Origin of the sequence: Streptomyces sp. MAR4 CNX-425 (genome assembly GCF_048656465.1) — a bacterium.
GTDB lineage: Bacteria > Actinomycetota > Actinomycetes > Streptomycetales > Streptomycetaceae > Streptomyces.
Genome location: NZ_JBMDLF010000020.1, coordinates 23,656 through 50,330 on the forward strand (window position 1 = coordinate 23,656; position 26,675 = coordinate 50,330).

The window sequence follows — 26,675 nt, forward strand, 5'->3', positions numbered from 1 at the left end:
CACGCGCCCATTCACCCTGAACACCCGGCCCCCGGAAGGCGTCGCACCGCCCGCTGCGGCCCGCACCGGCGACCGTCCGGTCGTGGTGGCACGCTGGCCGGGCGCACCGGCTGACGCCCGGGGAGACTCCGACCGGCCGCACAGGTCGTCCCCGGGGCCCACGCCTGGATCGTCCGCGGTGCCCCCTGCGATGAGCGGGCCGCCCGCGTCGGTCCCGGCGGCGGCCGTACCCTCCGCGGCGGCCCCTGCGACGCCCTCCGTCCAGCGTGCCGCGCCCGAGGGACCCGGCCCGGACAACCCGGGTGGACCAGAGGCCGGTTCCGCGGCCTTCGTGCAGCGCGCCCCGGTCGTCCGGTCCGCGCCGCCCCACCCGGAGCCTTCCGGATCGGCCGCCCCGGCCGCCGTCGTACCGGGGCGGCCCCTGCCTGTGGCCGCCCGGCAGTTGCCGCCGCTCGCGGACCGCACGCCGGTCACGGCGCGGACATCGGCACCGGCGGGGAACGTCCCCGTGGCCCGGCCGGGGAACGTTGCGCCCGGCCCTGCGCCGGCGGCGGGCGACCGGGCCCGGGGACCGGGAATGCCGGTGCAGCGTCAGCTCCCCGGCGCCGACGACCTCGACGTGCCCACGGGCGTACCGGCCGGGTCGGTGCCGGCGCGCAGCCGGTCGCAGCCGGCCTCCGCTGCCGGTGACCTCGCCGCGCCCGAGGGCGTACCCGCGGGGGCGGTACCGGCGCGCGGTCAGTCCCGGCCGGCCCCCGGCTCGTCGAGCAGGAGCGCTGCCCAGCGTGCTGGGGCGCCGCAGGACGCCGGCATCGACCTGGACGACCTGGCGCGCCGCCTGTTCGATCCGATGGCCCGGCTGCTGCGCACCGAGCTGCGGCGCGGGCGGGAACGTATCGGCCGCCCCCACGACAGACGCCGCTGAGGGCACGGCAGGAAACGGATGACGGACGAATGACGGACAGCATCTTCGCCACGAGCGTGTTCTTCAGGCTCGCCATAGGCGGCAACGACCTCGGCCCCTTCCACAGCTGCTCCGGCATGGGCGCAGAGGTGGAGATGGAGAGCTATCAGGAGGGCGGCAACAACGGCTTCACCTGGCAGCTACCCGGCCGCGTCAGCTGGTCGAACATCACGCTGACCCGCCCGGTCACCGCCGACACGGCGAAGATCGCCCGCTGGCTCGACGAGACGCTGAAGCGGGTGGAGCCCAAGGACGGCGAGATCGTGGCGCTGAAGCCGGACCTGACCCCGATCACCGGCTGGCAGGTGTTCGGGATCGTCCCGGTGCGCTGGCAGGGGCCGTCCTTCGACCCCGGCAACTCGCAGGCGGCGGTGGAGACCCTGGAGATCGCCCACGAAGGGCTGCGCCCTTCCTGACGCCTCCTCGGCAAGGCTCCCCGTTCACGTGCGCGCACCAGATAAGGAGGTCGGGGCATGTCCCCAGCGTCCCGCTCCAGCCGGGCCAGGGCACAGTTGACCCTGAAGGAGCCCCCCGCCTCGGTCGGGGCGAAGCCCGGCGGGACGATCGCGCGGCTGAACCTCCAGTTCAACCCCGCCACGCTGGAGCTGCGCAAGTCCACCGAGTGGCGTCGCACGCCGTCCCGGATGGCGGGGCAGTCGGCGCTGCCCGAGTTCGTCGGCAGCGGTCCGCGCGAGCTGAGCCTTGAGGTGTTCCTGGATGCCACGGCCACCCGCGACAACTCCGTGGAGCTGGCGGTGGAGAAGCTGATGAAGGCGTGCGTGCCGACCCCGGTCAGCCTGGGCCGCAAGAAGCCGGCCAGCCCGTGGGTGCGGTTCGAGTGGGGCACCGCGCGGACGACTTCGTTCGACGGGGTGCTCACCAGCCTGTCGGTGTCGTACACGCTGTTCGACGTGGACGGCAAGCCCCTGCGGGCCACCTGCGCCTTGTCCATCGAGGAGGCGAGCGTTGACCCGCCGGGCCAGAACCCGACGTCCGGCGCGCGCACCGCCCGCAGTACGCACACCGTGGTGGCGGGCGACAGCCTGGCCATGCTGGCCTGGCGGGAGTACGGCGACGCGACGGCCTGGCGGGTCATCGCGGAGGCGAACGGAATCGACAACCCGATGGTGCTCGTGCCCGGCACCGAACTGGTGGTGCCGGGGCTGCGTGACGCGGGTGGTGAGGAGGAGCGGTGACCGCACCCGGAGAACGGGGTGGCCGGTCGTTCGCGGCGGACCCCATCGTGGAGACGCCCGGCGAACTGCCGCCGGTCTGGGCCGCCCAGCTGATGAGCTGCGCGGTGGACGAGAACGTGGGCCTGCCGGACGCGGCGGTGCTCACCTTCCGCGATCCCGATCACGAGTTCCTGCGGGCGACCGGCGTGACCATCGGCACCCCGCTGCGGGTGTCGGTGGTGACCGTGTCCGGTCGGGCGCGCGAGCGGCTGTTCAACGGCGAGGTGACGGCCCTGGAGGTGGACCGGGACGGCACGGGCTCGTTCACGGTGGTGCGGGCCTACTCCAAGGCGCACCGCCTTCAGCGCGGCCGGAAGGTGGTGGCGTACCGGAACATGACGGCGGCGGCCATCGTCCGAAAGGTGGCCGCCGGGGCCGGGCTGGCCTGCGGCACGGTGCAGGCCGCACCGGTCACGTACCAGCAGCTCTCGCAGGCGAACGTGTCCGACTGGGACTTCCTGGAGTTTCTGGCTGCCGAGAGCGGTGCGCAGGTGCGCGTCGACGACCAGGGGCTGCTGCAGTTCACCAGGCCGCGGAAGGCGTCCGGCGCGCCCGCGCCGTCGACCTCGGCCGCCCGGAATCCCCTGGTGCTGGAGTACGGGCGGAACCTGCTGTCGCTGCGGGCCTCGCTGTCGGCCGCGGACGGTGCGCAGCAGGTGGAGGTGCGCGGCTGGGACGTCACCACGAAGCGGCCGCTGGTGGCCCGGCAGCCGTCGGTCACCAGCGACACGGTGGTGCCGGGTCTGAGCCCGGCGCTCGCCGCCCGGTTCGGCAAGTCGTCGAAGCTGACCGTCACCGACACCCCGTACCGCACCCAGGCCGAGACGACCGCGGTCGCGGACGCGGTGGCCGATCAGGTCGGCGCGGGCTTCGGGGAGCTGGAGGCGGTGGCCGAGGGCAACCCCCTGCTGCGGGTCGGCAAGCCCGTGGCGCTCGGCAACGTCGGGCAGGCGTTCTCGGGCCGGTACACGGCGACGGCCGTGCGGCACGTCCTCGAACCGCACGGCGGGTACCGGACGACGGTGTGGGTGGGCGCCAGCCCCGACCGCTCCCTGACCGGCCTGGTGACCGGCGCCAACGCGGCGAGCCGCGGGCCACGCATGCCGGGGCTGGCGATCGGCGTGGTGACGGACGTGCGCGAGCCGGCCGGTTCCGAGCGCGGCGCCGTGAAGGTGAAGTTTCCCTGGCTGGACGACACGTACGTCAGCGACTGGGTACGCACCGTGCAGTGGGGCGGCAGGGGCGGCGGCGGCGTGGTCAGCCCGGAGGTCAACGACGAGGTCCTGGTCGGCTTCGAGCAGGGCCTGCTTGACAGCCCGTACGTCATCGGCGGGCTCTACAACGGCGTGGACAAGCCGTCGCCGCACGATGTCCAGCTGATCGACAGGACCACAGGGAGGGTCAACCGCCGCTCCTTCGTGTCACGTTCGGGACACCGGGTCGAGTTGCTGGACGCGAGGGCTCCGGGCCGGTCCGGCGTCAGACTCATGTCCGCCGACGAGCGCCTCGAAGTGTTCCTCGACGACCGACGGGACCGGATCGAGCTGACGGTGTACGCCGCGAAGGGCCGGCGGAAACCCCTCACATCCGTCCTGCTCGACAAGACGGGCATCACCCTGGACGCGGGACAGGGCAACGTGAGTGTGTCGGGCCGGAACGTGGACATCCAGGGCCGGGTCGGGGTGCAGATCGGCGGCCGCAGGGTGAGCGTCAACGGCTCGTCGGACGTCACCGTCGACGGCGGTCTGCTCGGCGTCCTCAAGGCCAAGCTCATCCGGATCAACTGACCTCTGTCCGCCGTACCCACGATCCTTGCGAAGGAGCGCCGCATGCCTGCCGCAGCCCGTACCGGCGACCCCACCAACCACGGCGGGGTGATCGCCGCACCACCGCCGCCCGCCGCCAGGGCGGTGGCCACCGTGCTCGTCGGCGGTCGCCCCGCCGCCGTCGTGGGAAGCGTGCACACCTGCGTGATACCGCCGCACGCGGCCCTGGGACCGGGCAACGTGATCGTGCCCGACCCGGCCGGGCCCGCCTCGGGCACCGTGCTCATCGGCGGGCTGCCGGCCGCAAAGGCCCGCGACCAGACGTCGTGCGGCGCCATGATCGTCACCGGCGCCCCGAACGTCCTGATCGGCGGTGTGTGATGAGCGAGCAGTTCATCGGCCGCGGCTGGGCGTTCCCGCTGCGGGTCGGGTCGACCGGCGGGATCGCCATGGTCGAACGGGAGCGGGAGATCGAGGAGGCGATCCGGCTGGTGCTCGGCACCGCCCCCGGCGAGCGTCCCATGCGCCCCGCGTTCGGCTGCGGTATCCACGACTACGTCTTCGCCCCCGTCGACGGCGCCACCGCCGGACGCATCGCGCAGCAGGTGCGCGCGGCGCTGGAGCGGTGGGAGCCGCGGATCGCGGTGGACGACGTGGTGGTCGCCTTCGACGCCGTCGAGGACGGCACCCTCTACATCGACGTGCACTACTCCGTGCGCTCCACCAACGACCGGCGCAACCTGGTCTTTCCCTTCTACACGACCCCCTCCGAGGAGGGGGCCGAGGAACCGGTCGCGGACTGATGGCCCTGCCCTCCCCCAACCTGGACGACCGGCGCTTCCAGCAGCTCGTCGACGAGGCGAAGCGGTACGTGCAGCAGCGCACCCCTGAGTGGACCGACCACAACGTCTCCGACCCCGGCGTCACCCTGATCGAGACGTTCGCCTACATGGTGGACCAGTTGCTGTACCGGCTGAACCGGGTCCCGGACAAGAACTACACCGCGTTCCTGGACCTGCTGGGCATCCGCCTCTTCCCGCCTGCCGCGGCCGGCGCCGAGGTCGACTTCTGGCTGTCGGCCCCGCAGCCCGACACGGTCGCCCTGCCCGCGGGCACCGAGGTGACCACCGCGCGCGGCGAGTCCGAGGAGGCCGTGGTGTTCACGACCGCGGACGAGCTGCTCATCCTGCCGAGCGAGTTGATCCGACTGGTGACCGCGCCACGCTCCGGTGCGCAGACCGACATGACCGGCACGCTCGCCGAAGGCCGGGACGTCCGCTGCTTCCAGGCGGCACCGGAGCCCGGTGACGCGCTGCTGTTCGGCCTGCCGACGGCGGTGCCGCGCTGCGTGGTCGCGCTGCGTCTGGACAGCCGCGTGGAGGGCATCGGCGTGGACCCGCGCCAGCCCCCGCTGGTGTGGGAGGCGTGGAACGGCGGCGGCTGGCAGGTCTGCGAGACCGGCACGGACACCACCGGCGGCCTGAACCAGCCCGGTGAGGTCATCGTGTACGTACCGGCCGGGCACACGGCGTCGGTGATCGGCGGGACCCGGGCGGGCTGGCTACGCTGCCGGGTCACCGAGGTGGAGCCCGGCCAGCCGTTCTACTCGGAGTCCCCGACGGTGCGCGAGGCAGCGGTGTTCACCGTCGGCGGCACCGTGTTCACCGAGCACGCCGAGACCGTGACCGACGTGCCGCTCGGCACGTCGGAGGGCGTCGCCGGGCAGACGTTCCGGCTCGGCAGCCCGCCGGTCCTCCTCGACCGTGAGCCTCCGGTGGTGGAGGTGTCCTCGGCCGAGGGGTGGCAACGCTGGGACGTGGTGGAGCACTTCGGCCGTTCCGGGCCCACCGACCGCCACGTCCGCGTGGACACCACCACGGGCGAGTTCACCTTCCCCCCGGTGCTGCGCGAGCCGGACGGCACGCTGCGGCAGTGCGGAGCCGTACCGCCCAAGGGGGCTCAGGTCCGGGTGGCCCGCTACCGCACCGGCGGCGGGCCGGCGGGAAACGTCGCCCGCGGCGCGATCTCCGTGCTGCGCAGCTCCGTTCCGTACGTGGCCAGCGTCGTCAACCGGGAGGCGGCGCGCGGCGGGGTCGCAGGTGAGACCGTTGCCAACGCCAAGCTGCGGGCGCCGGACGTACTGCGGATGCAGGAGCGTGCGGTGACCGCCGAGGATTATGAGATCATCAGCCGTCAGGCCGCGCCCTCGGTACGCCGGGTCCGTTGTCTGCCCGCCGCGGAGGACGCGGGCGCGGTACGGGTCCTGGTGGTGCCGGACGCGGTGGCCGACGAGGGCGACAACCGGCTCCGCTTCGAGCAGCTGATCCCCTCCGACCAGGTCCTCGAAGCGATCACCGTGAGCCTCGACGAACGACGCCTCATCGGCACCCGTCTCGTGGTGGAGCCCCCGGTCTACCAGGGCGTCACCGTGGTCGCCCGGCTCGTGACGGCACCGGGCGACACCGACCGGGTCCGCGAGGCGGCGCTCGAAGCCCTGTTCCGCCACCTCAACCCGCTGCACGGCGGCCCGGACGGGACCGGGTGGCCTTTCGGGCGGCCCGTGCAGTACGGCGAGGTCTTCGGCATCCTGCAACGTGCCACCGGCGATGCGCTGGTGGAGGAGATCCGCCTGTTTCCCGCCGACCCGATCACCGGCCGCCGGGGCGCCCCGGCAGACCGCATCGACGTGGCTGCGGGTGCGCTGGTCTTCTCCTACCAGCACCAGGTCGTTGTCACCGCGCTGGAGCGGGAGGCGCGGGCATGAGCGTGGCCGACACCGGCGTGGAGCCGGAGGTACCGCGATGAGCCGCGCTGCCGTACCCGGGCTGGCGAGCAGCTACCCGATCGGTGAGCAACTGCCCGCCCTGTACGCCGACGACGGCTTCGCGCAGCGGTTCACCGCCGGTCTGGACACCGTCCTCGCCCCGGTGTTCGCGACCCTCGACAACCTGCCCGCGTACTTCGACCCGTGGGTGACGCCGGTCGACTTCCTGGCCTGGCTGGCGTCGTGGGTGGGTGCCACCGACGACCCGCAGTGGCCGGTCGAGGTGCGCCGCGAGGCGGTCGTCCGCGCGGTGGAGCTGCACCGGTGGCGCGGCACCAGACGCGGTCTGGTCGAGGCCCTGAACCTCGCGCTCGGGGTACACGCCGACGTGGCCAACGACGGTGGCTCGCGTTGGTCGAGCACCGCCGGAACCGAGCTGCCGCCGGAGCCCCCCGCCGAGATCCTGGTCCGGGTGTGGCCGGGCCGTGCGGCGCGGGTGGACGCGGCCAGGGTCCAGGAGATCGTCCAGGCCATGTGCCCGGCGCATACCGTCTGCCGGGTGGAGGCCCTGTCCGGCCCGCCCGCCGACGAGGGGAGATGACGCCATGCGGGAGTGTTCCGCCTGCGGAGCGTCCAACGGCTCCAGCGATGACTTCTGTGGCAACTGCGGCGCATATCTGGGCTGGTCGGACACGACGCGGGACGCGAACGCGAGTGCCATGCCGACCGCGGGCGCGGACTCCAGCGCCGACGAGGGGCCCGACACCCACCCCGGCCGGGACGAGACCGCGACTTCCCCGTCCCCGGCCGCACTCGACGACACCCGAACCGACACGCCCGCCGCCACGCGCCGCTCGACCACCGGCAACGGGGAGTCCCCCCATGCCGACGAAGCCCAGGAAGCCCCCCGCGCCGGGGCACCCGGATCATCGACCCCCACGCCCGCGGCATCCGCGTCCTCCGGCTCCACACCCGCCCCATCCGGTACCACCGCACGGCCCCCGCAGAAGCCGGCCCCACCACCGACGCCCCCCACCGCACCCGCTCCAACCACCCCGAACCCGCCCGGCCTCCGCCCCCCGGCCACCCCCACCTCGGAGGCACCGGCACGGAACCCCGTCGTGCCCGTGCAGCCCGCGAAGCCGGTGGCCCCCCGCCCCGTCGTACGACAGGCGGCGGTGCCGGACGAGGGAGCGGGCCTGCCCTGCCCCTCCTGCGGGACGCCCAATGCGCCGAACCGCCGGTTCTGCCGGCACTGCGCGGCCGAGTTGAAGCCCGCCGCGAAGACGGCCCCGCTGCCGTGGTGGCGGACCGTGCGGCCGTTCCGCCGCCGGGTGCGTGCGAGTTCGGGGCGGGGGGTGCGGCTGCTGGTGGTCCTGGCCGTGGTGGTGGCGCTGTGCGCGGGCGGCTTCCTGCTGCTGCCGGCCGGGCGTGCCCTGTTCGAGGACACACGGGACAAGTTGGGCAAGCCCACACCCGTGACGCCGATGGACGTCAAGGCGAGCGCCGAGGTCCCCGGGCACCCGGCGAAGAACACCACCGACGGACTGCGCGACAGGTACTGGGGGGCTCCCGCGACGGGCGCTTCGGTGACGTACACCTTCGGCAAGCCGTTCCGGCTGGTCGACCTGATCATCACCAATGGCGCGTCCGCGAAGCCGGAGGAGTACGCCGGTCAGGCGCGCGCGCTCCAGATGCGCATGGAGGTGACGACGCAGGACGGCGAGAAGTACGACGAGGAGCTCACCCTCAGCGACAAACCGGGCAGCCAGCCGATCCCCACCGGCATCAGCGACGTGAAGACGGTACGCCTGGTTCTGCGCTCCGCCGTCGGCCTCACCGAGGACCGTCACCTGGCGCTGGCCGAGGTCGAGTTCTTCCAACGAAGCTGACCTCGTCCACCACGTCCGATCAACCCGGCCGTATACCGGCACGGCCGCGCCGCGCTCGGCGAACGAACCGGATGCGCGGGCGTACGTCCCGGCAGCGACTGGGCCGTCGAGGAGCGCGAGCTGCCGACGGCAGGTTGCCCCCGGACGGACGCGGCGCGGGTGGGTACCCCGGGGTACCCACCCGCGCCGCGGGGTGCGCCGGTCAGGCGGCGTGCGGACCCGGTGCCGCGCTGCCTTCGTACTCACCGAGGTCGGAGACCAGCCGGGTGAGGTCGGGGAGGCTGTCGTAGCGCCGCTGGTGCAGGGCGGCGATCCGCTCGCCCATCTCCGGGGAGAGGTCGTCGGTGATGTCGAACGACGCGAACGTGTCGACCAGCGGCAGCCCGATCCGGTCGGTGTGGAGGTGGGAGGGGTGGATGAGGTACTCCCAGTAGCCGTCCAGGTCCTCGATCGCGAAGGTGGCTCCCCACTCGTACGCGCCGCCGAAGTCGCGGCCGACGACGAAGGACGTCACGGACGGGACTTCCCGGCCCTGGTTGCGCAGGCTCTCCAGGGCCTCCTCGCGCTGTTCCGGTGTGGTGCCGGGCTTGAAGGTGAAGCGGATGCCGTGGTGAATCATCGGATTCTTCCTTTCGGTGCGGTGTTTTCAGTGGGGTTGGCGTGGCTCCCGCCGGTGCGGCGCGGCCACGACGCGAGGGCGGCGAGGACGGCGCCTGCCGCCATCGCGGATCCGGTCCAGGTGAACGCGGCGGCGATGCCGGTGGCCTGGATGAGGGGCTGGGCGACCAGCGGGGAGAGGAACTGCCCGAGGAAGATCCCCGTGACCAGGCCGCTGAGCACCCGGGCGCGCTGGTCGGGGTGGGCGGTCTCGCTGAGCCGCAGGTTGAGGTTGGGTACGACGAGACCGACCCCGAGGCCGCCGACGAGCAGCCCGGCCGCGATCTGCGCGACGGTGCCGGCGGTGCCGACCAGCACCCAGCCCGTACCGAGCAGGGTGACGGCGACCGCGGTGACGTGCGGCGTGGTGATGCGCCGGCGCAGCGCGGGGAAGGCCAGCGCGCCGAGGGCGCTGGACAGGGTGCTGCCGGCGAGCACCGCGCCGGCGACGGTGGGCCCGCTGCCGTGGCTGCGGAGCAGGAACGGCAGCTGGGTGGGCGCCATGTAGAACGCCAGCGTCGCCACCAGCGCCAGCACGTACACGCCGAGGATGCCGCCGGTCATCATCCGGTGGCGCGGGCGAGGTGAGCGGCCGGGCACCGCGGCGCGCTCCACGCGCGGTTCGCCGCGCAGGGCGCGGACGGCGAGCACGGCGACGGCGGCCGAGGCGATGTGGATCCAGAACGGTGCCCGCCAGCTGACCGTGGCCAGCAGTCCGGCCAGCGGCAGGAACACGACGCCGCCCAGGCCGGCGAAGGCCTGCTGCCGGCCGAGGAACGACGCACGCCGCGGCCCGTCGAACCAGTCGGTGATGAGGGCGCCGACCGCCGTCATGATCCCGCCGACCGCAACCCCGAGCAGTGCCCTGGTGGCCAGCAGCAGGTACAGGTCGGTGACGAAGAATCCGGCGGTGCCGCTGATGGCGTACAGCACCAGGCTGAACACCAGCAGCGGCCTGCGCCCCAGCCGGTCGGCGACCAGCCCGGAGACGGGCGCGCTGACCGCTATCGCGAGAGAGGTGACGGTCAGCGCGAAGCGGATGAGGAGATCCGCACCGGCCACGCCGGCGAAGACCTCCCGCATCGCGGGCAGGCTGGGCGAAATGATCGCCGGGGACATGATCGTCAACATCGCCGATGCCAGGACCGCGGCGCGCGCCGGACGCGGCGGGGCCTGGGGCGGCCTGGTCGGCCGAGTCGATACGGCAGCCATGGAGAACCTTCCTCTCGCGGGATCGGCCGGGAGGTCAGTCCCAGAGCGTGACCATGAAGGCCAGCGCGAGGATCAGGACGGTGAGCGCGGACCGCCAGGCGAGGCGCTCGACGCGGGAGGGAGCAGGAGTGGTCACGGCGATCTCCTTCGAGTCAGGTGTTATGTGTGGTCAATCACTCACTCTCGGGGCCAAAAAAATGACCCCGGAGTACGGACGTGGGGTGCTCAGCGCCACAGCATGAACAGCACCACGTCCAGAACGGCCAGGGGCGCGAGCGCGGTCCAGCGCAGCGCGACGTTGCGGGTCATTGTCCTCACCTCCTCCCGTCCCGTTCCGGGACCCCGGTCAGTAGTGGCGAAGCCCCTCGGAGAGCGTCCGGGCCCACGGGGCGTCGATCTGCGGGGCGTCGACTGCGGCCACCAGGTGGCACAGCATGCCCGTGGCGAAGAACCGCTGCACGTCCGCCTCCGCCGCACCCGAGACGCCGCGCACGTACTCCACCAGACGCGCGTAGCCGGCCCGCACCACCTCGGCGATCACCGGCTCCGAGGCCGCAGCGCACTGTGCGTGCAACTGCAGCAGCAGCAGATCCCGGTCGGCGATCAGCCGCGCATAGGCGTCCCCCATCGCGTCCAGCACCGCCTCCGGCGAACTTCCCCCGGCCGCCGCCACCCCGTCGCCCAAGCTCTCGCGGACCCGGGCGAAGCAGTACTCCACCACCGCCGCGAACAGCATCTCCTTGTCCGGGAACAGCCGGTAGACATACGCCTGCGAGATACCCGCCCGCCGAGCCACATCCGTGGTCGTGGTCCCGAAGTACCCCCGCTCCGCGAACGCGCTGACCGCGGTCCGCAGGACCGTCTTCCTCCGCTCGTCGGCGGTCGAAAGCTGCCGCCCGGATGTTGGTGTCTTCGCCATATGAGTAATAAACCACTCACACTCGCGGACTGTCAACCCGCCCGGGCGACGGGGCGGCGGCAGCTGCGGGCGGTGGTCCGGGAGCCGATCAGCCGGCGCAGCCGGGGAGGCGGAGCCTGCGCAGCTACTCGGCAGCGCCGCCCACCCCGCCGGTCGCCCGGTTCGAGAGGACCCTGCTGGCGGTGAGGGTTGTGGCCCCCGCGTTCGTTCAAGCCCCGGCCCGTCCGCGTCCCCACGCTCGGTCAGGGAGCCGAAGAAGCCCGTGCTGGAGTCTGACGCCTCCGCGAACGCTTCCCGCCGGACACCAGGTTGCAGCAGACCCGTTCCCTCCGCGGCCTTCGTGCCTAGCCTCGATCTTTCGTGACGGTCCGTCGGATTCTCTGGTGGGCAGTTTCGGTTGCGTGGGCTGATCGCGGGCAGCGCTGGGGCCCGGCTGTCGCGTCGGGTGGGCGCCGGGTTCCACGGCTCCGGTCGGGGTCGTGCTGCTCGTGAGGGCGGGACGCTGCTGGTCAGCCGGGGTTCGGCAGGGCTGCGATTCGTTGCAGGGCGCTGGTGATCACGTCGGTCCAGGGCCAGTGCCCGGCGAGGCGGAGGATGCGGCGCCGTCCGGTGGTGACGAGCTGCCCGGCGGCGGAGAAGAGCCGCAGCCGTAGGCGGCGGGGCTCCCACCGGCGGGTTTCTCCGGTGAGGGCGAGCATCGGCATCCAGGCCAGTAGGTCGAGGGCGATCTGGACGATCTCCAGCCAGACCTGGTTCTGCGCGGCATCATGCAGGGGCAGGTTGCGCAGGCCGGTGGTGCGAGCGGCGCGGATGCGGTCCTCGGCCCGGGCCCGCTGGCGGTGGCGCAGTTCCAGTGCGGCGATCGCGTCGTCGGTGGTGTTGGTGGCGAAGCAGGTCAGTCGCAGTCCGTCTGTATCGGTGAAGCGCAACTGGGCTCCGGGGTGCGGGCGTTCCTTGCGCACGATCAACCGCATTCCCTTGGGCCAGCCCTTGAGGACGCCGCCGGCGAGTTCGGCGACCCAGGCTCCGTCGCGGATCTCCCCGTCGGGCTCGACGGCCGGCGTCCAGGCGGAGGCGGGGACCTTGAGGACGGCGGCGTGGATGGCGTCGGTGATGGTCATGCCGACCGAGTACGACAGCCAGCGTCCGCGCTGCGTGAGCCAGGCGACGAACTCGTGGGTGCCGCCGCCGGAGTCGGTGCGGATCAGTGTCCGCCCGTCCGCGCCGGTAGGTCTTCGGCAACTGGGCCAGCGCAAGCTGGGCGGTGGTGATGTGATCGGCGGCGGTGTTGCTGCCTGCGTTGCCGGGCCGCAGCAGGGCGGCCACGGGTTCCCCGGATCCGCCCGGTCCGTGGTCGACGAACGCCGTCAGCGGGTGGTGGCCGAAGGTCTTCTTCCAGGTCGCGGCGGCATCCTGTTTCTCAGAGTGCGCCAGGACGAGGACGCCGTCGATGTCCACGATCACCTGCCCGTGCGCGTCCGGGGCCGCCTCGCCGGCCGACTGCCAGACCCGCTTGCGGACTTCGGAGCGTGCCGCACGGAGCGCGGCCAGTGTCCGCTGCCCGCCCGAGGCGAGGGTGTCGATCAGACGGGAGACCGTCGGGTCGGAGGCCACCGGCCCGAATACGGACGGCTCGGCCCGCAGCATGCCCACATCCGCCAGACAGTCCCCGCCCAGTGCCACCGCGAGCGCCACGTCCAGCAGGATCTTGCCCGGATCGTGCACCGCTCGCGGCTTGCGCCACGGCGCGAGTGCCGCCGATATCGCAGTGTCCAGGCCGGTCTTGCGGACCGTCTCGACCAGCAGGACCGCCCCGGCCTGAGAGGCGACGCCGTGACCGCCGCCCTCGACGCGGACATGCGGATAGGACCCGATACGCTTCTTCACCTGGGAAGTGCCTCCGACGGTGGCGGGAACAAGGACCTCGACAATCCTCATTCTCGCTGTTCAGAGGCACTTTCTGCTGTTCTGATCACCTGTCGGACAGCCCACTTCATGAAAGCGCGAGGCTAGGGCACGGGCCCAGGATGGACCCTTGCCGGGCTCGTGGACTCAGCGTGAACGCGAGCCCCCGGCCCAGCCGTATCCGGCGGCTGGATCCACCCCCCTCCCCGGCGTACCCGCAGGTCAAAGCTATGAACGTGCTATTCCGCTTCAATGTCTGGCCCCCCGCCGTGCCGTGGCCCGGTCGAGTCAACCCCCAGGTCAGCCGCGGGCGTCCCGGTCTCGGGCCCGTTCGCATACCGTGGCTGGATTCTGGCTGGATGGTCTGACGGCTCGTCGCCTGCCGTCATCTGTCGTTCTCCGCACCCCGGCTGGATGTCGGCTGGAGAAGGCGTGAAGGTGGGGCGGATCGGCTGCGCGGACCGGGGGGCAGCGAGGGAGGTCGTCGGTATTTTGGGCGCAGGGGGTAACTGCCGATCATTACGAAGCGGTAGTACAGGTTCGCTGATGAAGGGTGTGCATTGATGGATCGATGGAAGTCGTGGATCGATGTAAGTGACGTACTACCCTGGCTGCCGAAAGAACCCTACTTTCTGGAATCAGACCTGCTTCCAGATGTGATGGGGAAATTGAGGAATGTTGGATTCACTGTCGCTGAGGCGGACCTCTCTGGAGTGCGGACAGAAAAAGAATTCCTGTCCGAGATCGGGAGGGAGTTGAAGATCCCCGGCGGGCCTGCCCCCAACTGGGATGCGCTGCGGGATCTACTTCAGCAGCTGGGGCGTGCGCAGCCCTTCGGGATCGCGCTCGTACTTCCGCAAAGCGACGCCTTCTTGGGAGTGAATGTGCATTCATTCGTGCGATGCGTCTCTGTTCTGCGATTCATGTCGCAAGAACTCTCGGATGTGGAAAATTTAAGCACGCCACCGGCAACATGACCACCCGCACCGGCGGCACCGCCGACCAGACCTACACCTGGGACGCTGAGGGCCACCTCGCCGCCGCCACCACCGACTACGTCTACGACACCGACGGCAACCGCCTGCTCGCCACGAGCAGCGACAACACCGCCACCCTCTACCTGCCCGAAGGCAACGAACTGCGCCTCAACCCCGACGGCAGCGTCACCGGCACCCGCTACTACGCCCACGACGACGAAACCGTCGCAGTCCGCAACCCCGGCAGCCCCCTGCACTTCGTGGTCTCCGACCACCAGGGCACCGCGATGCTGGCGGTCTCCCTCGCGGTCGGCCAGGCCGTCATCCGCCGCAAACAACTCCCCTTCGGCGCCCCCCGCCCCACCACCGGCACCGGCACCGGACCCGACTTCCCCGGCACCAAGGGCTTCGTCGGCGGCACCCTCGACGACACCGACCTCACCCACATAGGCGCCCGCGAATACGACCCCACCCTCGGCGCCTTCATCTCCCCCGACCCCCTCCTCGACCCCGCCAACCCCCTCCAGGCCAACGCCTACACCTACGCAAACAACACCCCCGTCACCGCAACCGACCCCACCGGTGAGATGCTCTACGACGAAGTCACCAAACACGGCTACGGCAACCAAACGAGAACAACAAGTCCTCAATCCTGGGAGGAATCCTCAACGCGTTGCCTATCTCTGCCGAAACCAAGGCGGCCATAGCTCTAGCTGCACCAATTCGAGTGAGGCCAGGAGTGGTTGATGCTTAGGAGCTCTGCGGTGGTATGCAAAACTGCTGCGCGGTCTTGACTGCCAATGGAACCCAGGTCGATGGCTGGGGCCTGCTCGGCCCGCTTCTTGCAGGCTTTTTCTGCGTCGGATTGGGTGTAGCCATTGTCCTTGATGTTCGCAACGTGGCCAGCCGTTTCGCAACTTCGGCGCGTGACAAGAAGGCGCAACGAATTATCAATAAGGTCGTAGGTTTTGGTTTCATCGGAGTTGGGATGCTATTCGCCACGGTCGCCACAGTTGAAGGACTATTGGAAATCCTCCCAGGCTGACCTACTGACCGGAAGCGGTAAGTTCTCTGGCTCGTTGAGCTGGGTGTGAGTGAACTTCCTGGCAGCAGCCCGCGCGCCGCGCGATCGAGCGTGACGATGACGCGGTGGAGCTGTGGAAGAAGGAGGTCTGGCCGCGGGGTGAGAGTATCGCGGCTGCGTGTGACGGCCGGGTCGTCTTCGAGGACGAGGGCGGGCGGTCGATGGCGTGGCCGTGAGCGAGTGGCCGGGGAGGCGAGGGCGTAACGCCGGTGGTCCGTGCCGGGGCTCTCGTTGGGTGTCCTTGGCTGGGCTGATCTGTGGCAAGCCGGGCACGCGGTCCCGGATGTTCAGAGCGCACATCCAGTCGGCGGGCCGGTCGTGCTTGTCTGGGACAACCTGCGCGTGCACCTGGTCGAGCCACTGCGCGAGTTCACCCCTCCATGATGTTCTGCACACTTGGCTGGCCGGGCTCCACGAACTGTCCCTGACCGCGGCTGCCGACCGCATCGCCGGGCTTTCGGCTCGCGTCACGGGAGCCGGGGGACGGTGTCGCTGGGCCGTACGGGCCGGGTGGGGCGGGCCGGATGGCGGCGGTGGGGCGCCGCCGTCCGGCTTGGGTGCCTCAGCGGGCCTGTTGCAGCCAGCGGGTCAGCATGCGGAGGTCGCGTCCCACTGCCGCGGTGAAGTCCGGCTGGGCGCCTTCCCACCGGTCGACGGCGGCGGTCGCTTGCCGGAGCTGGCGGAGGGCCGCGTCGGGGTTCGTGCCGTTCTTCAGCAGCTTCTCCGCGGCCAGCAGCCGGGCGGTCACCGGCCGGGCGTCGCCGGGGCGTACGCACTCGGCGGCGGCGTCGATGCGGGCGCGGAGGGGGGCCAGGGCCTGGGCGGTGGCGGTGGCGGGGTCGGAGTGGGGGGCGCGGGCGGGGGTGCGGTAGGCGCCGTGGTGGAGCGCGGTCGCCTGGGCGTCGGTGAGCTGGTTGTAGGCGAACAGGGCGGTGCCGTCGGAGTCGGCGTCCTTGACGGCTTGCAGCTGGTCGCCCATCAGGGCGGCCGGGGAGCCGTTGAAGGGCCCGTAGGTGGCGGTGTAGAGGTAGGCGAGGCCGACGCGCTCGCGCATCACCCGGGTGTCCTCGCCGACCGACTCCGGCGAGGAGCCGAAGGACATGCCGGTCAGGAAGTCGAGGTATCCGGCGTCGACCCAGGCGCCCCAGTTCTGGAACTTCTTCTTCAGCCCGTCGACGGGGTCGGCGAAGACCGCCGCCGACAGGGCGGTGTCCGGCCGGGTGTTCCGCTGGAGGTTGCGGATGCCTTCGACGAAGGTGGTGATGTTGTTCTCCCGCCACAGGTTCCAGTCCTCCCACTTCGGGTCGGACTCCGTCAGCGTGTAGGGGTCGACGCCGTGCTTCGCCTCGAACGCGTCCCGGCTGTAGTCGCTGTAGGAGAAGCTGGAGTCGTAGGGCAGGGAGACGGGGTAGCGGATGTAGTCCAGGTGCAGTCCGTCCACGTCGTAGTCGGTGAGCACCTCCTTGAACACCGAGCGGATGTAGGCGCGCGGTTCGGGCATCGCCGGGTCGACGAAGTAGTAGCCCGGCTCCTGGGTGGAGGGCCGCGGGGCGTCGGCGCCGACGTCCTCGCGCTCCACGGCGGCCCACTCGGGGTGGGCCTTCAGCACCGGGCCGGGGCCCTTGACGGCGCCGGGGCCGCCGGCGCCGTCGGCGCCGACGAAGAAGGTGTGCGTCCAGGCGTGCAGTTCGATGTCGCGCTTGTGTGCTTCGTCGACCCACACCTGCAAGGGGTCGAATCCCCGCATGTTCGGGCGCTGTGCCTCGATGCCGGCCTGCTCGGCGGCGTCGGAGGGGAAGATCGTGTATCCCTGGAAGACGGTCTCCAGGTAGACCATGTTGAACCCGGCGTACTCGATCCGGTCGAGCGTGTTCCGGATCTCCTCGGGAGTGGTCTCGGTGGGGCGTACCCACACCCCGCGCCCTTCCACCGGGCGTGATTCCCGGGTCCCGTCGCCCGCCGCGGCGGCGGCTTCCCGCGCCTCGGCCGCGAGCGCCAGGGCGTCGGGCTCCCGGCCGTCGGCGAGCGCCGCCGCGGCGGCCTCGATCCGCCGGTCCGCCGTGTCCAGCCGGTCGCGTACGTCCGATTCCGGGAAGACCGTGCAGCTGTCCCGGGCGGCTTCGAGGCGGGCCTGCGCGTCGTCGCGGGCGAGGCGGGCCCGTACCAGGTGCGCTTCGGTGTCGAAGGTGAGGGTCAGCTGCTTGCCGGATATCTCCACTTTCGTGCCGAGGGTGGCGTGCTCGCTCAGCCACCTGCCCCGGGAGCCGTGACCGGACAGCACCAGGCCGTTCGCGGGGATGGGGGAGTCGCTTCCGCCGACCTTGACCACGCGGCCGTCCTCGACGACGACTTCGGTGCCGTACTCGTTGGTTCCGGTCGTCTCGCCGTAGGCCGGCGTGTACGCGAGGAGCTGCTCGGCGCCGCGGCAGCCGGGGAAGCAGGCGCCGTTGGAGTCCAGGCCGCCGGGGTTGTTCTCCGCCGAGGGGTCCACGGCGTCCAGGGTCGCGGTGACCGGGTCCGCCGCCGGGGCGGTCGCCTGGGCGGTCGCCTGGGAGGAGGCGTCCGGGGCGACGGCCGGCGGCGCGGCGCCGGCGTTCGGGGCGGCGGCGAGCAGCGATGCGGCGAGGGCCGCCGCGGAGACGAAGGTGAGCGGGATGTGTCGCCTGAGGGGCACGGGGACCTCCGGTTGGCAGGGGTGACTCACGGCACTATGAGGAACTGGTCCGTACAAGTCAACGGTTCGGTCGAGGCTCGATCCCAAAGAACGGGCAGGTGTTGACACCCGACCGGCGGGCTGACATCTTCCATCGAGCAACTGGTACGGACCACTATCGGTCGTGCCGGTCTCCCTGTCGCATCCCCGAGGAGCGCCATGCCCACGACGAGAGGTATCCGCCTTGCGGTCGCCGCCCTGGCCGCCGCCACGTTCGCCACCGCGTGCGGCCTGGGCGGCTCAGCAGACGAAGGCGACTCCGCCGACGCCGCCGGAGGGGAGGTGAAGGGCGAGATCACCTTCCAGACCCTCCAGCTGAAGCCGACGTTCACCGACTACATCGAAGGAGTCATCGACGACTTCGAGAAGCAGCACCCCGGCACCGAGGTGAAGTGGGTGGACATCCCCTTCGAAGGCGCGCAGGAGAAGATCACCGCGGACGCCAGCGCCGGGTCGCTGCCGGACGTGGTGAACCTCAACCCGCAGTTCGCCCAGGCGCTGGCGGCCAAGGGCATGTTCGTCGACATGGACCAGGTCGCGGGCGACGTCGAGGACGAGTACGTCCCCGGCGCCTGGGAGGCGTTCACGGTCGCCGGCAAGCCCGGTTCGTTCGGCATCCCGTGGTACCTGACCTCCGAGGTCACCATGTACAACAAGGAGCACTTCCGGCAGGCGGGCCTCGACCCGGACAAGCCGCCCGCCACCTTCGACGAGCTGCTGGCCGACGGCGAGAAGCTGGCGGCGGCCGGGGACGGCGAGCGCTACGGGATCCACCCGGCGCTGGAGAACCGCTTCATCACCGACCTCGCCAAGCAGGGCGTCCCGATCATCGCCGACGACGGCCGGACCTGGACGTTCAACACCCCCCGGGCGGAGAAGTACCTGGCCTCGCTGGTCGAGGCGTATCAGTCGGGCGTCTACCCCAAGGACTCGCTCACCCAGGACCACAGCAAGGAGACCGAGGCGTACCAGGGCGGCCGTATCGGCCTGTTCCCCTCCGGCCCGAACTTCCTGACGATCATCAAGGAGAACGCGCCCGGGATCGCCGAGCAGACCGGCGTCGGCCCGCAGATCACCGGCGAAAGCGGCGTCACCAACATGTCCGTGATGGGCAACCTGGTGCCGAAGTCCAGCGACAACCAGGCCACGGCGGTCGCCTTCAGCAAGTTCATCGGCAACGCCGAGAACCAACTCGCCTTCAGCAAGATCGTCACCGTCCTGCCGAGCACCGAGAAGTCCCTGGAGAACCCCTACTTCACCGCGAAGGACGACGACTCCCTGGAGGCGGAGGCCCGCCGCATCTCCGCCGCACAGATCACCAAGGCCGAGAACCTCGTGCCCGTGCAGTACGACCAGCGCGTCACCCAGGCCGTCATCGGCCAGGTCGAACTGGCGCTGAAGGGCGACCAGTCACCGCGGGAGGCGCTCGACAAGGCGGTGGAGGCGGCCGACGCGATCACCCAGAAGTGAGCACCGGCCGGGCCCGCGGCGTGCCGCCGGGCCCGGCCGGGCCGCAAGGGGAGGCGCCGACCGCCCTCCGCCCGCCCGCACCGAGATCCTGGAGGCCCGCGTGACCGGCCACCGCTGGTACGTCCCCTGGCTGTTCTGCGCACCCGCGCTCTTCTTCGCCGTCACCTTCTTCATCGTGCCGTTCGGCAACACCCTGGTGCTGTCCTTCACCGACGCGAGCACCCTGGGCGGCGGCACGTTCACCGGGCTGGACAACTACAGCCGGCTGATGGACGACTCGGCCTTCTGGCTCTCGCTGCGGAACACCGCCCTGTACCTCCTCGTCGTGGTGCCGCTGCTCGTGCTGCTGCCGCTGCTGCTGGCGATGCTCGTGCAGCGCAGGATCGCCGGCATCGGCTTCTTCCGCGCCGTGTTCTACTCGCCGGTCGTCGCCTCGATGGTGGTCGTCGGCCTCATCTGGTCCTGGCTGCTGTCGAGCGACGGCCTGGTCAACTCGGCGCTGCGCGGCCTGCACCTGGTCTCCGAGCCGGTGCCGTTCCTCACCGACTCCCGCCTGCTGCTGCTCAGCGCGATGGCGATGACCGTGTGGAAAGGGCTGGGTTACTACATGGTGATCTACCTCGCCGCCCTGGCCAACGTGCCCCGCAACCTGCTGGAGGCGGCCGAGGTCGACGGCGCCGGGCCGGTGCGGCGCTTCGTCAGCGTCACCGTCCCCACCCTGCGGCCGACGATGGTGCTGGTGGGAACGCTGTCCGCCATCGCGGCGGGCAAAGTCTTCGCCGAGGTGTACGTCCTGAGCGACGGCAGCGCCGGCCCCGGCGCCGAGGCCCGCACCCTGGTGTACACCATCCGCGAGACGGGCCTCGGCCTGGGCGGCGAGGCGGGCTACGCCTCCGCCATGAGCGTGGTGCTCTTCTTCGCGACCCTGGGCCTGTCCATCCTCGTCACCCGCATGAACACCCGGGAGGCTCGGGCATGAGCACCACCACCACACCGCGGGCCGGCGGCCACGCCCGGCCCCCGAAGGGCGCTTCCGTGCCCCCGCCCGGACCGGACCGGGGCGCCGCCGGCCGCCGCGCGGCCCGTACGCGCCGCCTCGCCGCCCGCGGCGTGCGCTACGCGCTGCTGCTGGTGGTCCTGCTCGTGACCGTCGGCCCGTTCCTGTGGCAGCTGTCCACCTCGCTGAAGGGCGCCGGCGACTCCGTCTTCGGCTACCCGCCGCAGCTGGTGCCGCACCACCCCACCCTGGAGCACTACGGGACCGTCACCGACACGGTGCCGGTGCTGCGCTACGCCACCAACTCCCTGGTGGTGGCGGCGAGCTGCGCGGCGACCAACATGCTCTTCGGCTCGATGGCCGGCTACGCCCTGGCGCGTATGCGGTTCCGGGGCCGCAAGGTCGCCTTCGCCGTGTTCCTGGCGACGATCATCATCCCGTTCGAGTCCATCCTGGTCTCCGAGTTCCTCATCGTCCGCTCCCTGGGCATCCACGACACCCTCCTGGGCGTGATGGTGCCGCTGGCCGTCACGGGCCTGTCCGTGCTGCTGATGCGCGGCGCCTTCCTCGCGCTGCCCGTCGAGGTGGAGGAGGCGGCCGTCCTGGACGGCACGAACGAGTGGCAGCGCTTCGCCAGGATCGCGCTGCCCTCGGTGCGCGGCACCCTGGCCGTGGTGGGCATCTTCAGCTTCGTCTTCGCCTGGGACGACTTCCTGTGGCCGCTGGTGGTGCTGTCCGACCCGGCCAACTACACCCTCACGGTGGGCATCCAGTACCTGTCCGGCACCTTCACCAACGACCAGCGGGTGATCGCCGCCGGGACGATGATGGCCGTGGTGCCGCTGCTCGTCCTCTTCTTCGGTCTGCAGCGGTACTTCTTCCGCGGCGTCGGTGAGGGAGCGGTCAAGGGATGAGCGAGACAACCGGACAGACATCTGCACGGCGACCGGCGTCGGCCCGCCCGGCCAAGCACGAGTCGCTGCGCCGGGCCCTCATCGAGAGGATCGAGGACGGGCTGGCGCCGCACCAGCCGCTGCCCAGTGAACGCGAGCTGATGCAGCGCTACGAGGTCAGCCGGATGACCGTGCGGCGCGCCCTGGAGCGGCTGGTCCAGGAGGGCCGCGTCTACCGGGTCCACGGCGTCGGCACGTTCGTCGCCGACCCCGCCACCATCAGCAAGTCGCTGCGGCTGACGAGCTTCTCCGAGGACATCCGCGCCCGGAACATGACGCCGGGCAGCCGGTTGCTCCACCTGGCCACCACGGCCGCCGACATGGCCTGCTCCCGCGACCTGTTCGTGGCCCCCGGCACCCCGCTGGTGCACGTCAGCAGGCTGCGCCTGGCCGACGGCGAGCCCATGTGCCTGGAGCGGGTCTGGCTGCCGGAGGCGTTCGCCCCCGGGCTGGTCGACCTGGGCGAGCTGGACTCCCTGTACGAGCTGCTGGAGCGGCAGGGCGCCCGGCCGGAGACGGCCGACCAGACCATCAGGGCCACCGTCGTCGACGCCGAGGAGGCGGAACTGCTCGGCGTGCCCGCACACTTCCCGGCGATCGTCGTGCAGCGCGTCACGCGCGACGCCCGCGGCCGGGCGGTGGAGCGCGCCATCAGCCACTACCGGGCCGACCGCTACGACTTCCGTGTCACCATCTCCCGGGAACGGCAGGAATGACCGACCGCACCCTCCCGCCCGCGCTCACCGTCGACATCGGCGGTACGCACCTCACCACCGCCGTCGTCGAGGTCGCCCCCCGCACCCGTGTCCGCTTCCGGAAGACCTGCCGGACCCCCGCCGCGGACGGCCCCCGGGCCGTGCTGACGGCCGCCGCCCGGCTGGCCCGGGACTCGCTGGCCGACGCCCGTACGGCGGGCGGGCCGCGGGTGACGGCCGTCGGCGTCGGCTCGGCCGGGGTGGTGGGGCGCGCCGGCCGCGGCATCACCGGCGCCACCGACGCGCTGCCCGGCTGGGCCGGCACGCCGGTGGCGGACCGCCTGGAGGCCGCGCTGGGCCTGCCGGTCACCGTCCTGGGCGACGTGCAGGCGTTCCTGCTCGGCGAGGTGACGGCCGGTGCGGCTGCCGGCGCCGACGGTGCGGTCGGGGTCATGGCCGGCACCGGGATCGGCGGCGCGGTCTGGGCCGAGGGCAGGCTGCTGCGCGGGGCCCACGGCGCCGCCGGCCATCTGGGACACGTACCGGTGCCCGGGGCGGACGGCGAAGTCTGCCCCTGCGGGCGCACCGGGCACGTCGAGGCCCTGGCCTCCGGCCCCGCGATGACCGAGCGCTTCCGCCGGGCGCACCCCGGCCCCGGCGTCACCGATCTGCGGGACGTGGCCGCGCTGGCGGCGCAGGGCGATCCGGACGCGCGGGCGGCGCTGGCCGCCGGGGGCAGGGCGCTCGGCACCGCGCTCGGCGGCGTCGTCGGCGCGCTCGACCCGGACGTCGTCGTGGTCGGCGGCGGCGTCACCCACTCGGGACCCTGGTACCTCGACGGGCTGCGGACGGCGCTGTACGACACGGCGCTGCCCGCGCTGGCCCGGGTGCGCGTCGCCACCGCCGCTCTCGGGTCCGACGCCGTCCTGGTCGGAGCCGCCCACGCGGCGGGCGCGGGCCCGGCGGCCGACGGTGCCGCGGCCGGGACCGAGGCCGTACGGTGACCGCCCCCGGCCCCGCACCGGCCGCGGCCGGCGGCGGTCCCCGGCCCGGGCAGCGGATCGCGCTGCTGCCGCTGGACGAACGGCCCGTGTGCACCAGGCTCCCCGCCATGGTCGCCGCGGTGGCCGGCCTGCGGGTGGAGACGCCGCCGGCGCACCTGATGCCGCGGCTGCGCACCCCCGGCGACCACGCGGCGCTCGGCCGCTGGCTCGCGGACCAGGCCCGGCCCGCGCGCCCGGTGGCCGCCGTGGTGGCGCTGGAGACCCTCGGGTACGGCGGGCTGATCGCCTCGCGCACCGCCCCCGGCACCGTGGCCGGCGTCACCGCGCGCTGGGCTCCGCTGCGCACCCTGGCCGACGCCGGGGTCCCGGTGCACGCCGTCGCCCTCGTCACCCGCACCCCGGATTCGGCCGACGCCCTCGAAGAGCCCGCCTACTGGGACCCGCACGGCCCGGACCTGCACCGGCTCTCCGCCCACCTGCACCAAACGGCCCTGGGCGCCGGGGACCCCGCGACCGCGGAGCCGCCGCTGCCGCCGGGCGTGCGCGCGGACTTCGTACGGCGCCGGTTGCGCAACCACGCCCTCAACCTGGCCGCGCTGGAGCTGCTGGCCGCCGGCACCGTCACCTCCCTCGTCGTCGGCGCCGACGACACCGCGCCGTACGCGCTGGCCACCGCCGAGCTGGACTGGCTGCGCAACTGGGCCGGCTGGCTGGCCGCCGGTGACGCGGTGTCCGTCCGGCCCGGAGCCGACGAGGCCACCACCGTCTTCGTGGCCCGCACGGTCCTGGACCGGCTCGGCACGGCTCGTCCGAAGGTCGCCGTGGAGGCGGCCGAGCCGGCCGGCCTGGAGCGCGTCGCCCCGTACGAGAACGGCCCGGTCGGGCAGACCGCGACCCGGCAGATCGAGGCGTGCGGCGCCGTCGCCGTGGCCGCCGGGGAGCCGTGCGACCTGCGGCTGCTGGTGCACACCCCGGACGGCAGCGGCGCCGACTGGGCGATCGCGCCGCCGGCCGCCCGGCCCGCCGCGGCCCACGACCGGGCGGCGGCGCTGGCCCGGCGCGCCGCCGCCCTCCTCGACGCCGGGGAGGCGGTCGCCGTCGCCGACTGCGGCCAGCCCAACGGCGCCGACCCGCTGCTGGTACGGGCCCTGCGCCGGCACGGCGTCCTGGAGCGGCTGGCCGGCTACGCCGGCTGGAACACCGCCGGCAACACCCTGGGCACCGCGGCCGCGCACGGCGTCACCGCCGTCGCCGCCCGGTGGGCGGGCCGCTTCGACCGCGCGGCGCACCGCCGGCTCCTGCTGCACCGGCTGCTGGAGGACTGGGCCTACATGACCCGGGCGCGCACCGCCGGCCGGGCGGCCCTCGGCAGCGACCCCGCGCGCCACGAGAGCCTGCCGGCCGACTCCCCGGTGCTCGGCGTCATCGAGGGGGAGCTCGCCGCCTGCCGGCGCGAACTCGGCGCCTTCACCGAGTACCGCCCGGCGCCCGGCTCCGTACGGCTGCCCTGGCAGCGCACCTTCGAGGCCGACTTCGACCTCACCGCACACCCTTCTGTGGAGCACACGTGACCACGCACCCCCGCCCCTTCCGGGAGACCGAGATAGCCGTCGTCGGCGGCGGACTCGGCGCCGTCGCCGCGGCGCTGGCCGCCGCCCGCGCCGGCCGCCGGGTCCTGCTGGCCGCGCCCGGCGACCGGCTCGGCGGCCAGGCCACCACCCAGCTCGTGCCCGCCCTGGACGAGCACCCGCACGTGGAAACCGGCGGCATCTCCCGTTCCTACCGGGCCTTCCGCGACCTGATCCGCGGCGCCTACGACGGCCTGGCCAACCCCGGCGACGGCTGGGTCAGCAGACTGTGCTTCGAACCGGGCGCCGCCGAGCGCGCCCTCGGCGCGCTGCTCGCCCCCTACCGCGACGACGGCCGCCTCACCGTCCTGACCGGCCTCGTGCCCCACCGGGTCATCCGCGACGGCGACCGGATCGCCTCGGTCCTGATGCGCCGGGCGGGCGGCGCCGGCGGCGCCGAACCGATGCGGCTGGAGGTACGGGCCGACCTGTTCCTCGACGCCACGGAGGCCGGCGTTCTGCTGCCCCTGGCCGGCGCCGACTGGGTGGCGGGCTCCGAGGGTACGGACGGGTTCGGCGAGTCCCTGGCCCTGCCCGGCGGCCCGAAGCCCGAGGCCGTCCAGTCGTGCACCGTCGGCTTCGTGGTCGAGCACGTCCCGGGCGAGGACCACACCGCGGCCGCACCGGACGGCTATGAACGCCTGCGCGACGGCCAGCCGTTCACGCTGGAGATCGGCGGATGGGACGGCCGCACCCACCGCTACCGCATGTTCGAAGAAGGCCCGGACGGGCACCTCCCGTTCTGGACCTACCGCCGGCTGCGCTCCGGCGCCCTGCTCGGGGGCCGCGACGCCGCCCTGATCAACTGGGCCGGCAACGACTACGCGGGCAGCTCCAGCCTCGCCGACCCGCACGGCGCGTACACCCGCGCCAAGGCGCTGTCCGCCGCCTTCCTGCACTGGCTGCGCACCGAGTGCCCGCGCGACGACGGCACCGGCCGCGGCTACCCGGGACTGCGGCTGGCGCCCGAGGTCGCCGGCACCGCCGACGGCTTCGCCGCCGAGGCGTACCTGCGCGAGTCGCGCCGGCTGCGCGGCCGCCGCACCGTCCGCGAGCAGGACCTGCTGCCGGTCCCGGGCAGCGCACGCGCGGCGGGTTTCGCCGACGCCGGCGGCGTCGCCCTCTACCACCTGGACCTGCACGCCCGGGTCGGCCACCCCACCAGCGCGTACGCCCCCACGGCGCCCTTCCAGGTCCCGCTGTCCGCCCTCGCCGCCACCGAGCCCGTCAACCTGCTGGCCGCGGCCAAGAACCTCGCCGCGACCCAGGTCGCCGCGGCCGCCTACCGGGTCCACCACGGCGAGTGGGCCGTCGGCGAAGCGAGCGGCGCCCTCGCCGCGCACTGCGTCGCCCGGTCCCGTACCCCCGCCCGCGTGCTGGGGGACCGGAAGGAACTCACCCGGCTGCAACGGCACCTCACCGGGGCCGGCGTGCCGCTGGCGTGGCTGCTGGACGTGCCGCCCGGCGGCGGCGATCCGCAAGCCCGTGCCGCCCACCTGCTCGCCGCCGCCGGCGGACTCGCCGGACCGCGCGCGGCCGAGCTGACCGTACGGCCCGCGGACCCGGCCACCGGCGCCGAGCTGACCGCGCTCCACCGGGCCGCGTGCACGCTCCTCGGCGAGGAGCGCCTCGACGCCGCCGGACCCGTCGGCGACGCCGCGGACGCCGGGCGGCCCCCGGGCACCTGGGGGGAGGCGGCCCGGGCACTGGGCGACGTCCTGGACCGGGCGCTCGGCCCCGTGGACGCACCGGCCGCCCGGTGAGCCGGGGTTCTGTACGGAGACGGGATTCGGCACCGGCGAACCCGCGCACGACCTCCGGCACCGGGCCGGAGCACAGG

23 protein-coding genes and 2 pseudogenes are annotated in these 26,675 nt (G+C 72.7%); 20 read left to right on the forward strand and 5 right to left on the reverse strand.

What is annotated here, in order from left to right; translation table 11 throughout:
- The first annotated feature begins 577 nt into the window (after positions 1–577).
- The 9 genes from ACHZ99_RS32740 to ACHZ99_RS32780 all read left to right on the forward strand — a co-directional run bounded on the left by ACHZ99_RS32740 (position 578) and on the right by ACHZ99_RS32780 (position 8,621).
- Entirely contained in the window at positions 578–925 is a 348-nt protein-coding gene (locus ACHZ99_RS32740; RefSeq protein WP_420308474.1) for a hypothetical protein, read from the forward strand.
- Between the two features lie 29 nt (positions 926–954).
- Positions 955–1,380 carry a phage tail protein gene (locus tag ACHZ99_RS32745; protein ID WP_420308475.1) on the forward strand — a complete coding sequence of 142 codons (426 nt, stop codon included), beginning with the start codon at positions 955–957 and terminating at the stop codon, positions 1,378–1,380.
- Between the two features lie 57 nt (positions 1,381–1,437).
- A complete protein-coding gene (locus ACHZ99_RS32750) occupies positions 1,438–2,160 on the forward strand; it encodes a LysM peptidoglycan-binding domain-containing protein (protein ID WP_420308476.1) in 723 nt (240 codons plus the stop codon).
- A complete protein-coding gene (locus ACHZ99_RS32755) occupies positions 2,157–3,986 on the forward strand; it encodes a VgrG-related protein (RefSeq protein ID WP_420308477.1) in 1,830 nt (609 codons plus the stop codon). The genes ACHZ99_RS32750 and ACHZ99_RS32755 overlap by 4 nt, the downstream gene beginning before the upstream one ends.
- A 42-nt stretch (positions 3,987–4,028) precedes the next feature.
- Entirely contained in the window at positions 4,029–4,346 is a 318-nt protein-coding gene (locus ACHZ99_RS32760; protein WP_420308478.1) for a PAAR domain-containing protein, read from the forward strand.
- Complete coding sequence (locus tag ACHZ99_RS32765; RefSeq protein WP_420308479.1) at positions 4,346–4,768, forward strand: GPW/gp25 family protein; 423 nt, start codon at positions 4,346–4,348, stop codon at positions 4,766–4,768. Before ACHZ99_RS32760 ends, ACHZ99_RS32765 begins: the two co-directional genes overlap by 1 nt.
- On the forward strand, positions 4,768–6,729 hold the full coding sequence (locus tag ACHZ99_RS32770) for a putative baseplate assembly protein (RefSeq protein ID WP_420308480.1): 1,962 nt from the start codon (positions 4,768–4,770) through the stop codon (positions 6,727–6,729). The genes ACHZ99_RS32765 and ACHZ99_RS32770 overlap by 1 nt, the downstream gene beginning before the upstream one ends.
- 37 nt (positions 6,730–6,766) lie before the next feature.
- The gene (locus ACHZ99_RS32775) at positions 6,767–7,330 is read left to right on the forward strand and encodes a phage tail protein (protein WP_420308481.1); all 564 of its coding nucleotides are present in this window, start codon (positions 6,767–6,769) and stop codon (positions 7,328–7,330) included.
- Between the two features lie 520 nt (positions 7,331–7,850).
- Positions 7,851–8,621, forward strand: a complete 771-nt coding sequence (locus ACHZ99_RS32780; RefSeq protein ID WP_420308482.1) for a zinc ribbon domain-containing protein — start codon at positions 7,851–7,853, stop codon at positions 8,619–8,621.
- A gap of 202 nt (positions 8,622–8,823) precedes the next feature.
- Here the strand turns inward: ACHZ99_RS32780 and ACHZ99_RS32785 are convergent, their stop codons facing one another.
- The 4 genes and pseudogenes from ACHZ99_RS32785 to ACHZ99_RS32800 form a co-directional block, all read right to left on the reverse strand.
- A complete protein-coding gene (locus ACHZ99_RS32785; protein WP_420308483.1) occupies positions 8,824–9,240 on the reverse strand; it encodes a Dabb family protein in 417 nt (138 codons plus the stop codon).
- Positions 9,237–10,397 (reverse strand): MFS transporter, encoded by a 1,161-nt coding sequence (locus ACHZ99_RS32790; protein ID WP_420308484.1) that lies wholly within the window; start codon positions 10,395–10,397, stop codon positions 9,237–9,239. The genes ACHZ99_RS32785 and ACHZ99_RS32790 overlap by 4 nt, the downstream gene beginning before the upstream one ends.
- A gap of 439 nt (positions 10,398–10,836) precedes the next feature.
- A complete protein-coding gene (locus ACHZ99_RS32795) occupies positions 10,837–11,409 on the reverse strand; it encodes a TetR/AcrR family transcriptional regulator (RefSeq protein WP_420308485.1) in 573 nt (190 codons plus the stop codon).
- A 509-nt stretch (positions 11,410–11,918) separates the two neighbouring features.
- Positions 11,919–13,296: pseudogene (locus ACHZ99_RS32800) on the reverse strand (IS1380 family transposase).
- A 581-nt stretch (positions 13,297–13,877) separates the two neighbouring features.
- On the opposite strand from ACHZ99_RS32800, the gene ACHZ99_RS32805 reads away from it, so the two are divergent.
- The 4 genes and pseudogenes from ACHZ99_RS32805 to ACHZ99_RS32820 all read left to right on the forward strand — a co-directional run.
- The gene (locus ACHZ99_RS32805; RefSeq protein ID WP_420308486.1) at positions 13,878–14,291 is read left to right on the forward strand and encodes a barstar family protein; all 414 of its coding nucleotides are present in this window, start codon (positions 13,878–13,880) and stop codon (positions 14,289–14,291) included.
- A complete protein-coding gene (locus ACHZ99_RS32810; protein ID WP_420308487.1) occupies positions 14,288–14,998 on the forward strand; it encodes an RHS repeat-associated core domain-containing protein in 711 nt (236 codons plus the stop codon). Before ACHZ99_RS32805 ends, ACHZ99_RS32810 begins: the two co-directional genes overlap by 4 nt.
- An 83-nt stretch (positions 14,999–15,081) precedes the next feature.
- A complete protein-coding gene (locus ACHZ99_RS32815; protein ID WP_420308488.1) occupies positions 15,082–15,336 on the forward strand; it encodes a hypothetical protein in 255 nt (84 codons plus the stop codon).
- A gap of 56 nt (positions 15,337–15,392) precedes the next feature.
- Positions 15,393–15,747 (forward strand): annotated as a pseudogene (locus ACHZ99_RS32820) (IS630 family transposase); the annotation flags it as partial.
- 190 nt (positions 15,748–15,937) lie between these two features.
- Here the strand turns inward: ACHZ99_RS32820 and ACHZ99_RS32825 are convergent.
- Positions 15,938–18,049, reverse strand: coding sequence for a glycoside hydrolase family 10 protein (locus tag ACHZ99_RS32825; protein ID WP_420308489.1), 2,112 nt, complete (start codon positions 18,047–18,049; stop codon positions 15,938–15,940).
- A gap of 198 nt (positions 18,050–18,247) precedes the next feature.
- Here ACHZ99_RS32825 and ACHZ99_RS32830 point away from each other — a divergent pair, with 198 nt between their 5' ends.
- The 7 genes from ACHZ99_RS32830 (at position 18,248) to ACHZ99_RS32860 (ending at position 26,598) form a co-directional block, all read left to right on the forward strand.
- Positions 18,248–19,558 carry an ABC transporter substrate-binding protein gene (locus ACHZ99_RS32830; protein WP_420308490.1) on the forward strand — a complete coding sequence of 437 codons (1,311 nt, stop codon included), beginning with the start codon at positions 18,248–18,250 and terminating at the stop codon, positions 19,556–19,558.
- 100 nt (positions 19,559–19,658) lie between these two features.
- Positions 19,659–20,537 carry a carbohydrate ABC transporter permease gene (locus ACHZ99_RS32835; RefSeq protein WP_420308491.1) on the forward strand — a complete coding sequence of 293 codons (879 nt, stop codon included), beginning with the start codon at positions 19,659–19,661 and terminating at the stop codon, positions 20,535–20,537.
- The gene (locus tag ACHZ99_RS32840) at positions 20,534–21,469 is read left to right on the forward strand and encodes a carbohydrate ABC transporter permease (protein ID WP_420308492.1); all 936 of its coding nucleotides are present in this window, start codon (positions 20,534–20,536) and stop codon (positions 21,467–21,469) included. The genes ACHZ99_RS32835 and ACHZ99_RS32840 overlap by 4 nt, the downstream gene beginning before the upstream one ends.
- A complete protein-coding gene (locus ACHZ99_RS32845) occupies positions 21,466–22,224 on the forward strand; it encodes a GntR family transcriptional regulator (protein WP_420308493.1) in 759 nt (252 codons plus the stop codon). The genes ACHZ99_RS32840 and ACHZ99_RS32845 overlap by 4 nt, the downstream gene beginning before the upstream one ends.
- Entirely contained in the window at positions 22,221–23,207 is a 987-nt protein-coding gene (locus ACHZ99_RS32850; RefSeq protein WP_420308494.1) for an ROK family protein, read from the forward strand. Before ACHZ99_RS32845 ends, ACHZ99_RS32850 begins: the two co-directional genes overlap by 4 nt.
- On the forward strand, positions 23,204–24,778 hold the full coding sequence (locus ACHZ99_RS32855; protein ID WP_420308495.1) for a DUF4127 family protein: 1,575 nt from the start codon (positions 23,204–23,206) through the stop codon (positions 24,776–24,778). Before ACHZ99_RS32850 ends, ACHZ99_RS32855 begins: the two co-directional genes overlap by 4 nt.
- Complete coding sequence (locus ACHZ99_RS32860; RefSeq protein WP_420308496.1) at positions 24,775–26,598, forward strand: FAD-dependent oxidoreductase; 1,824 nt, start codon at positions 24,775–24,777, stop codon at positions 26,596–26,598. The genes ACHZ99_RS32855 and ACHZ99_RS32860 overlap by 4 nt, the downstream gene beginning before the upstream one ends.
- Positions 26,599–26,675 lie beyond the last annotated feature (77 nt).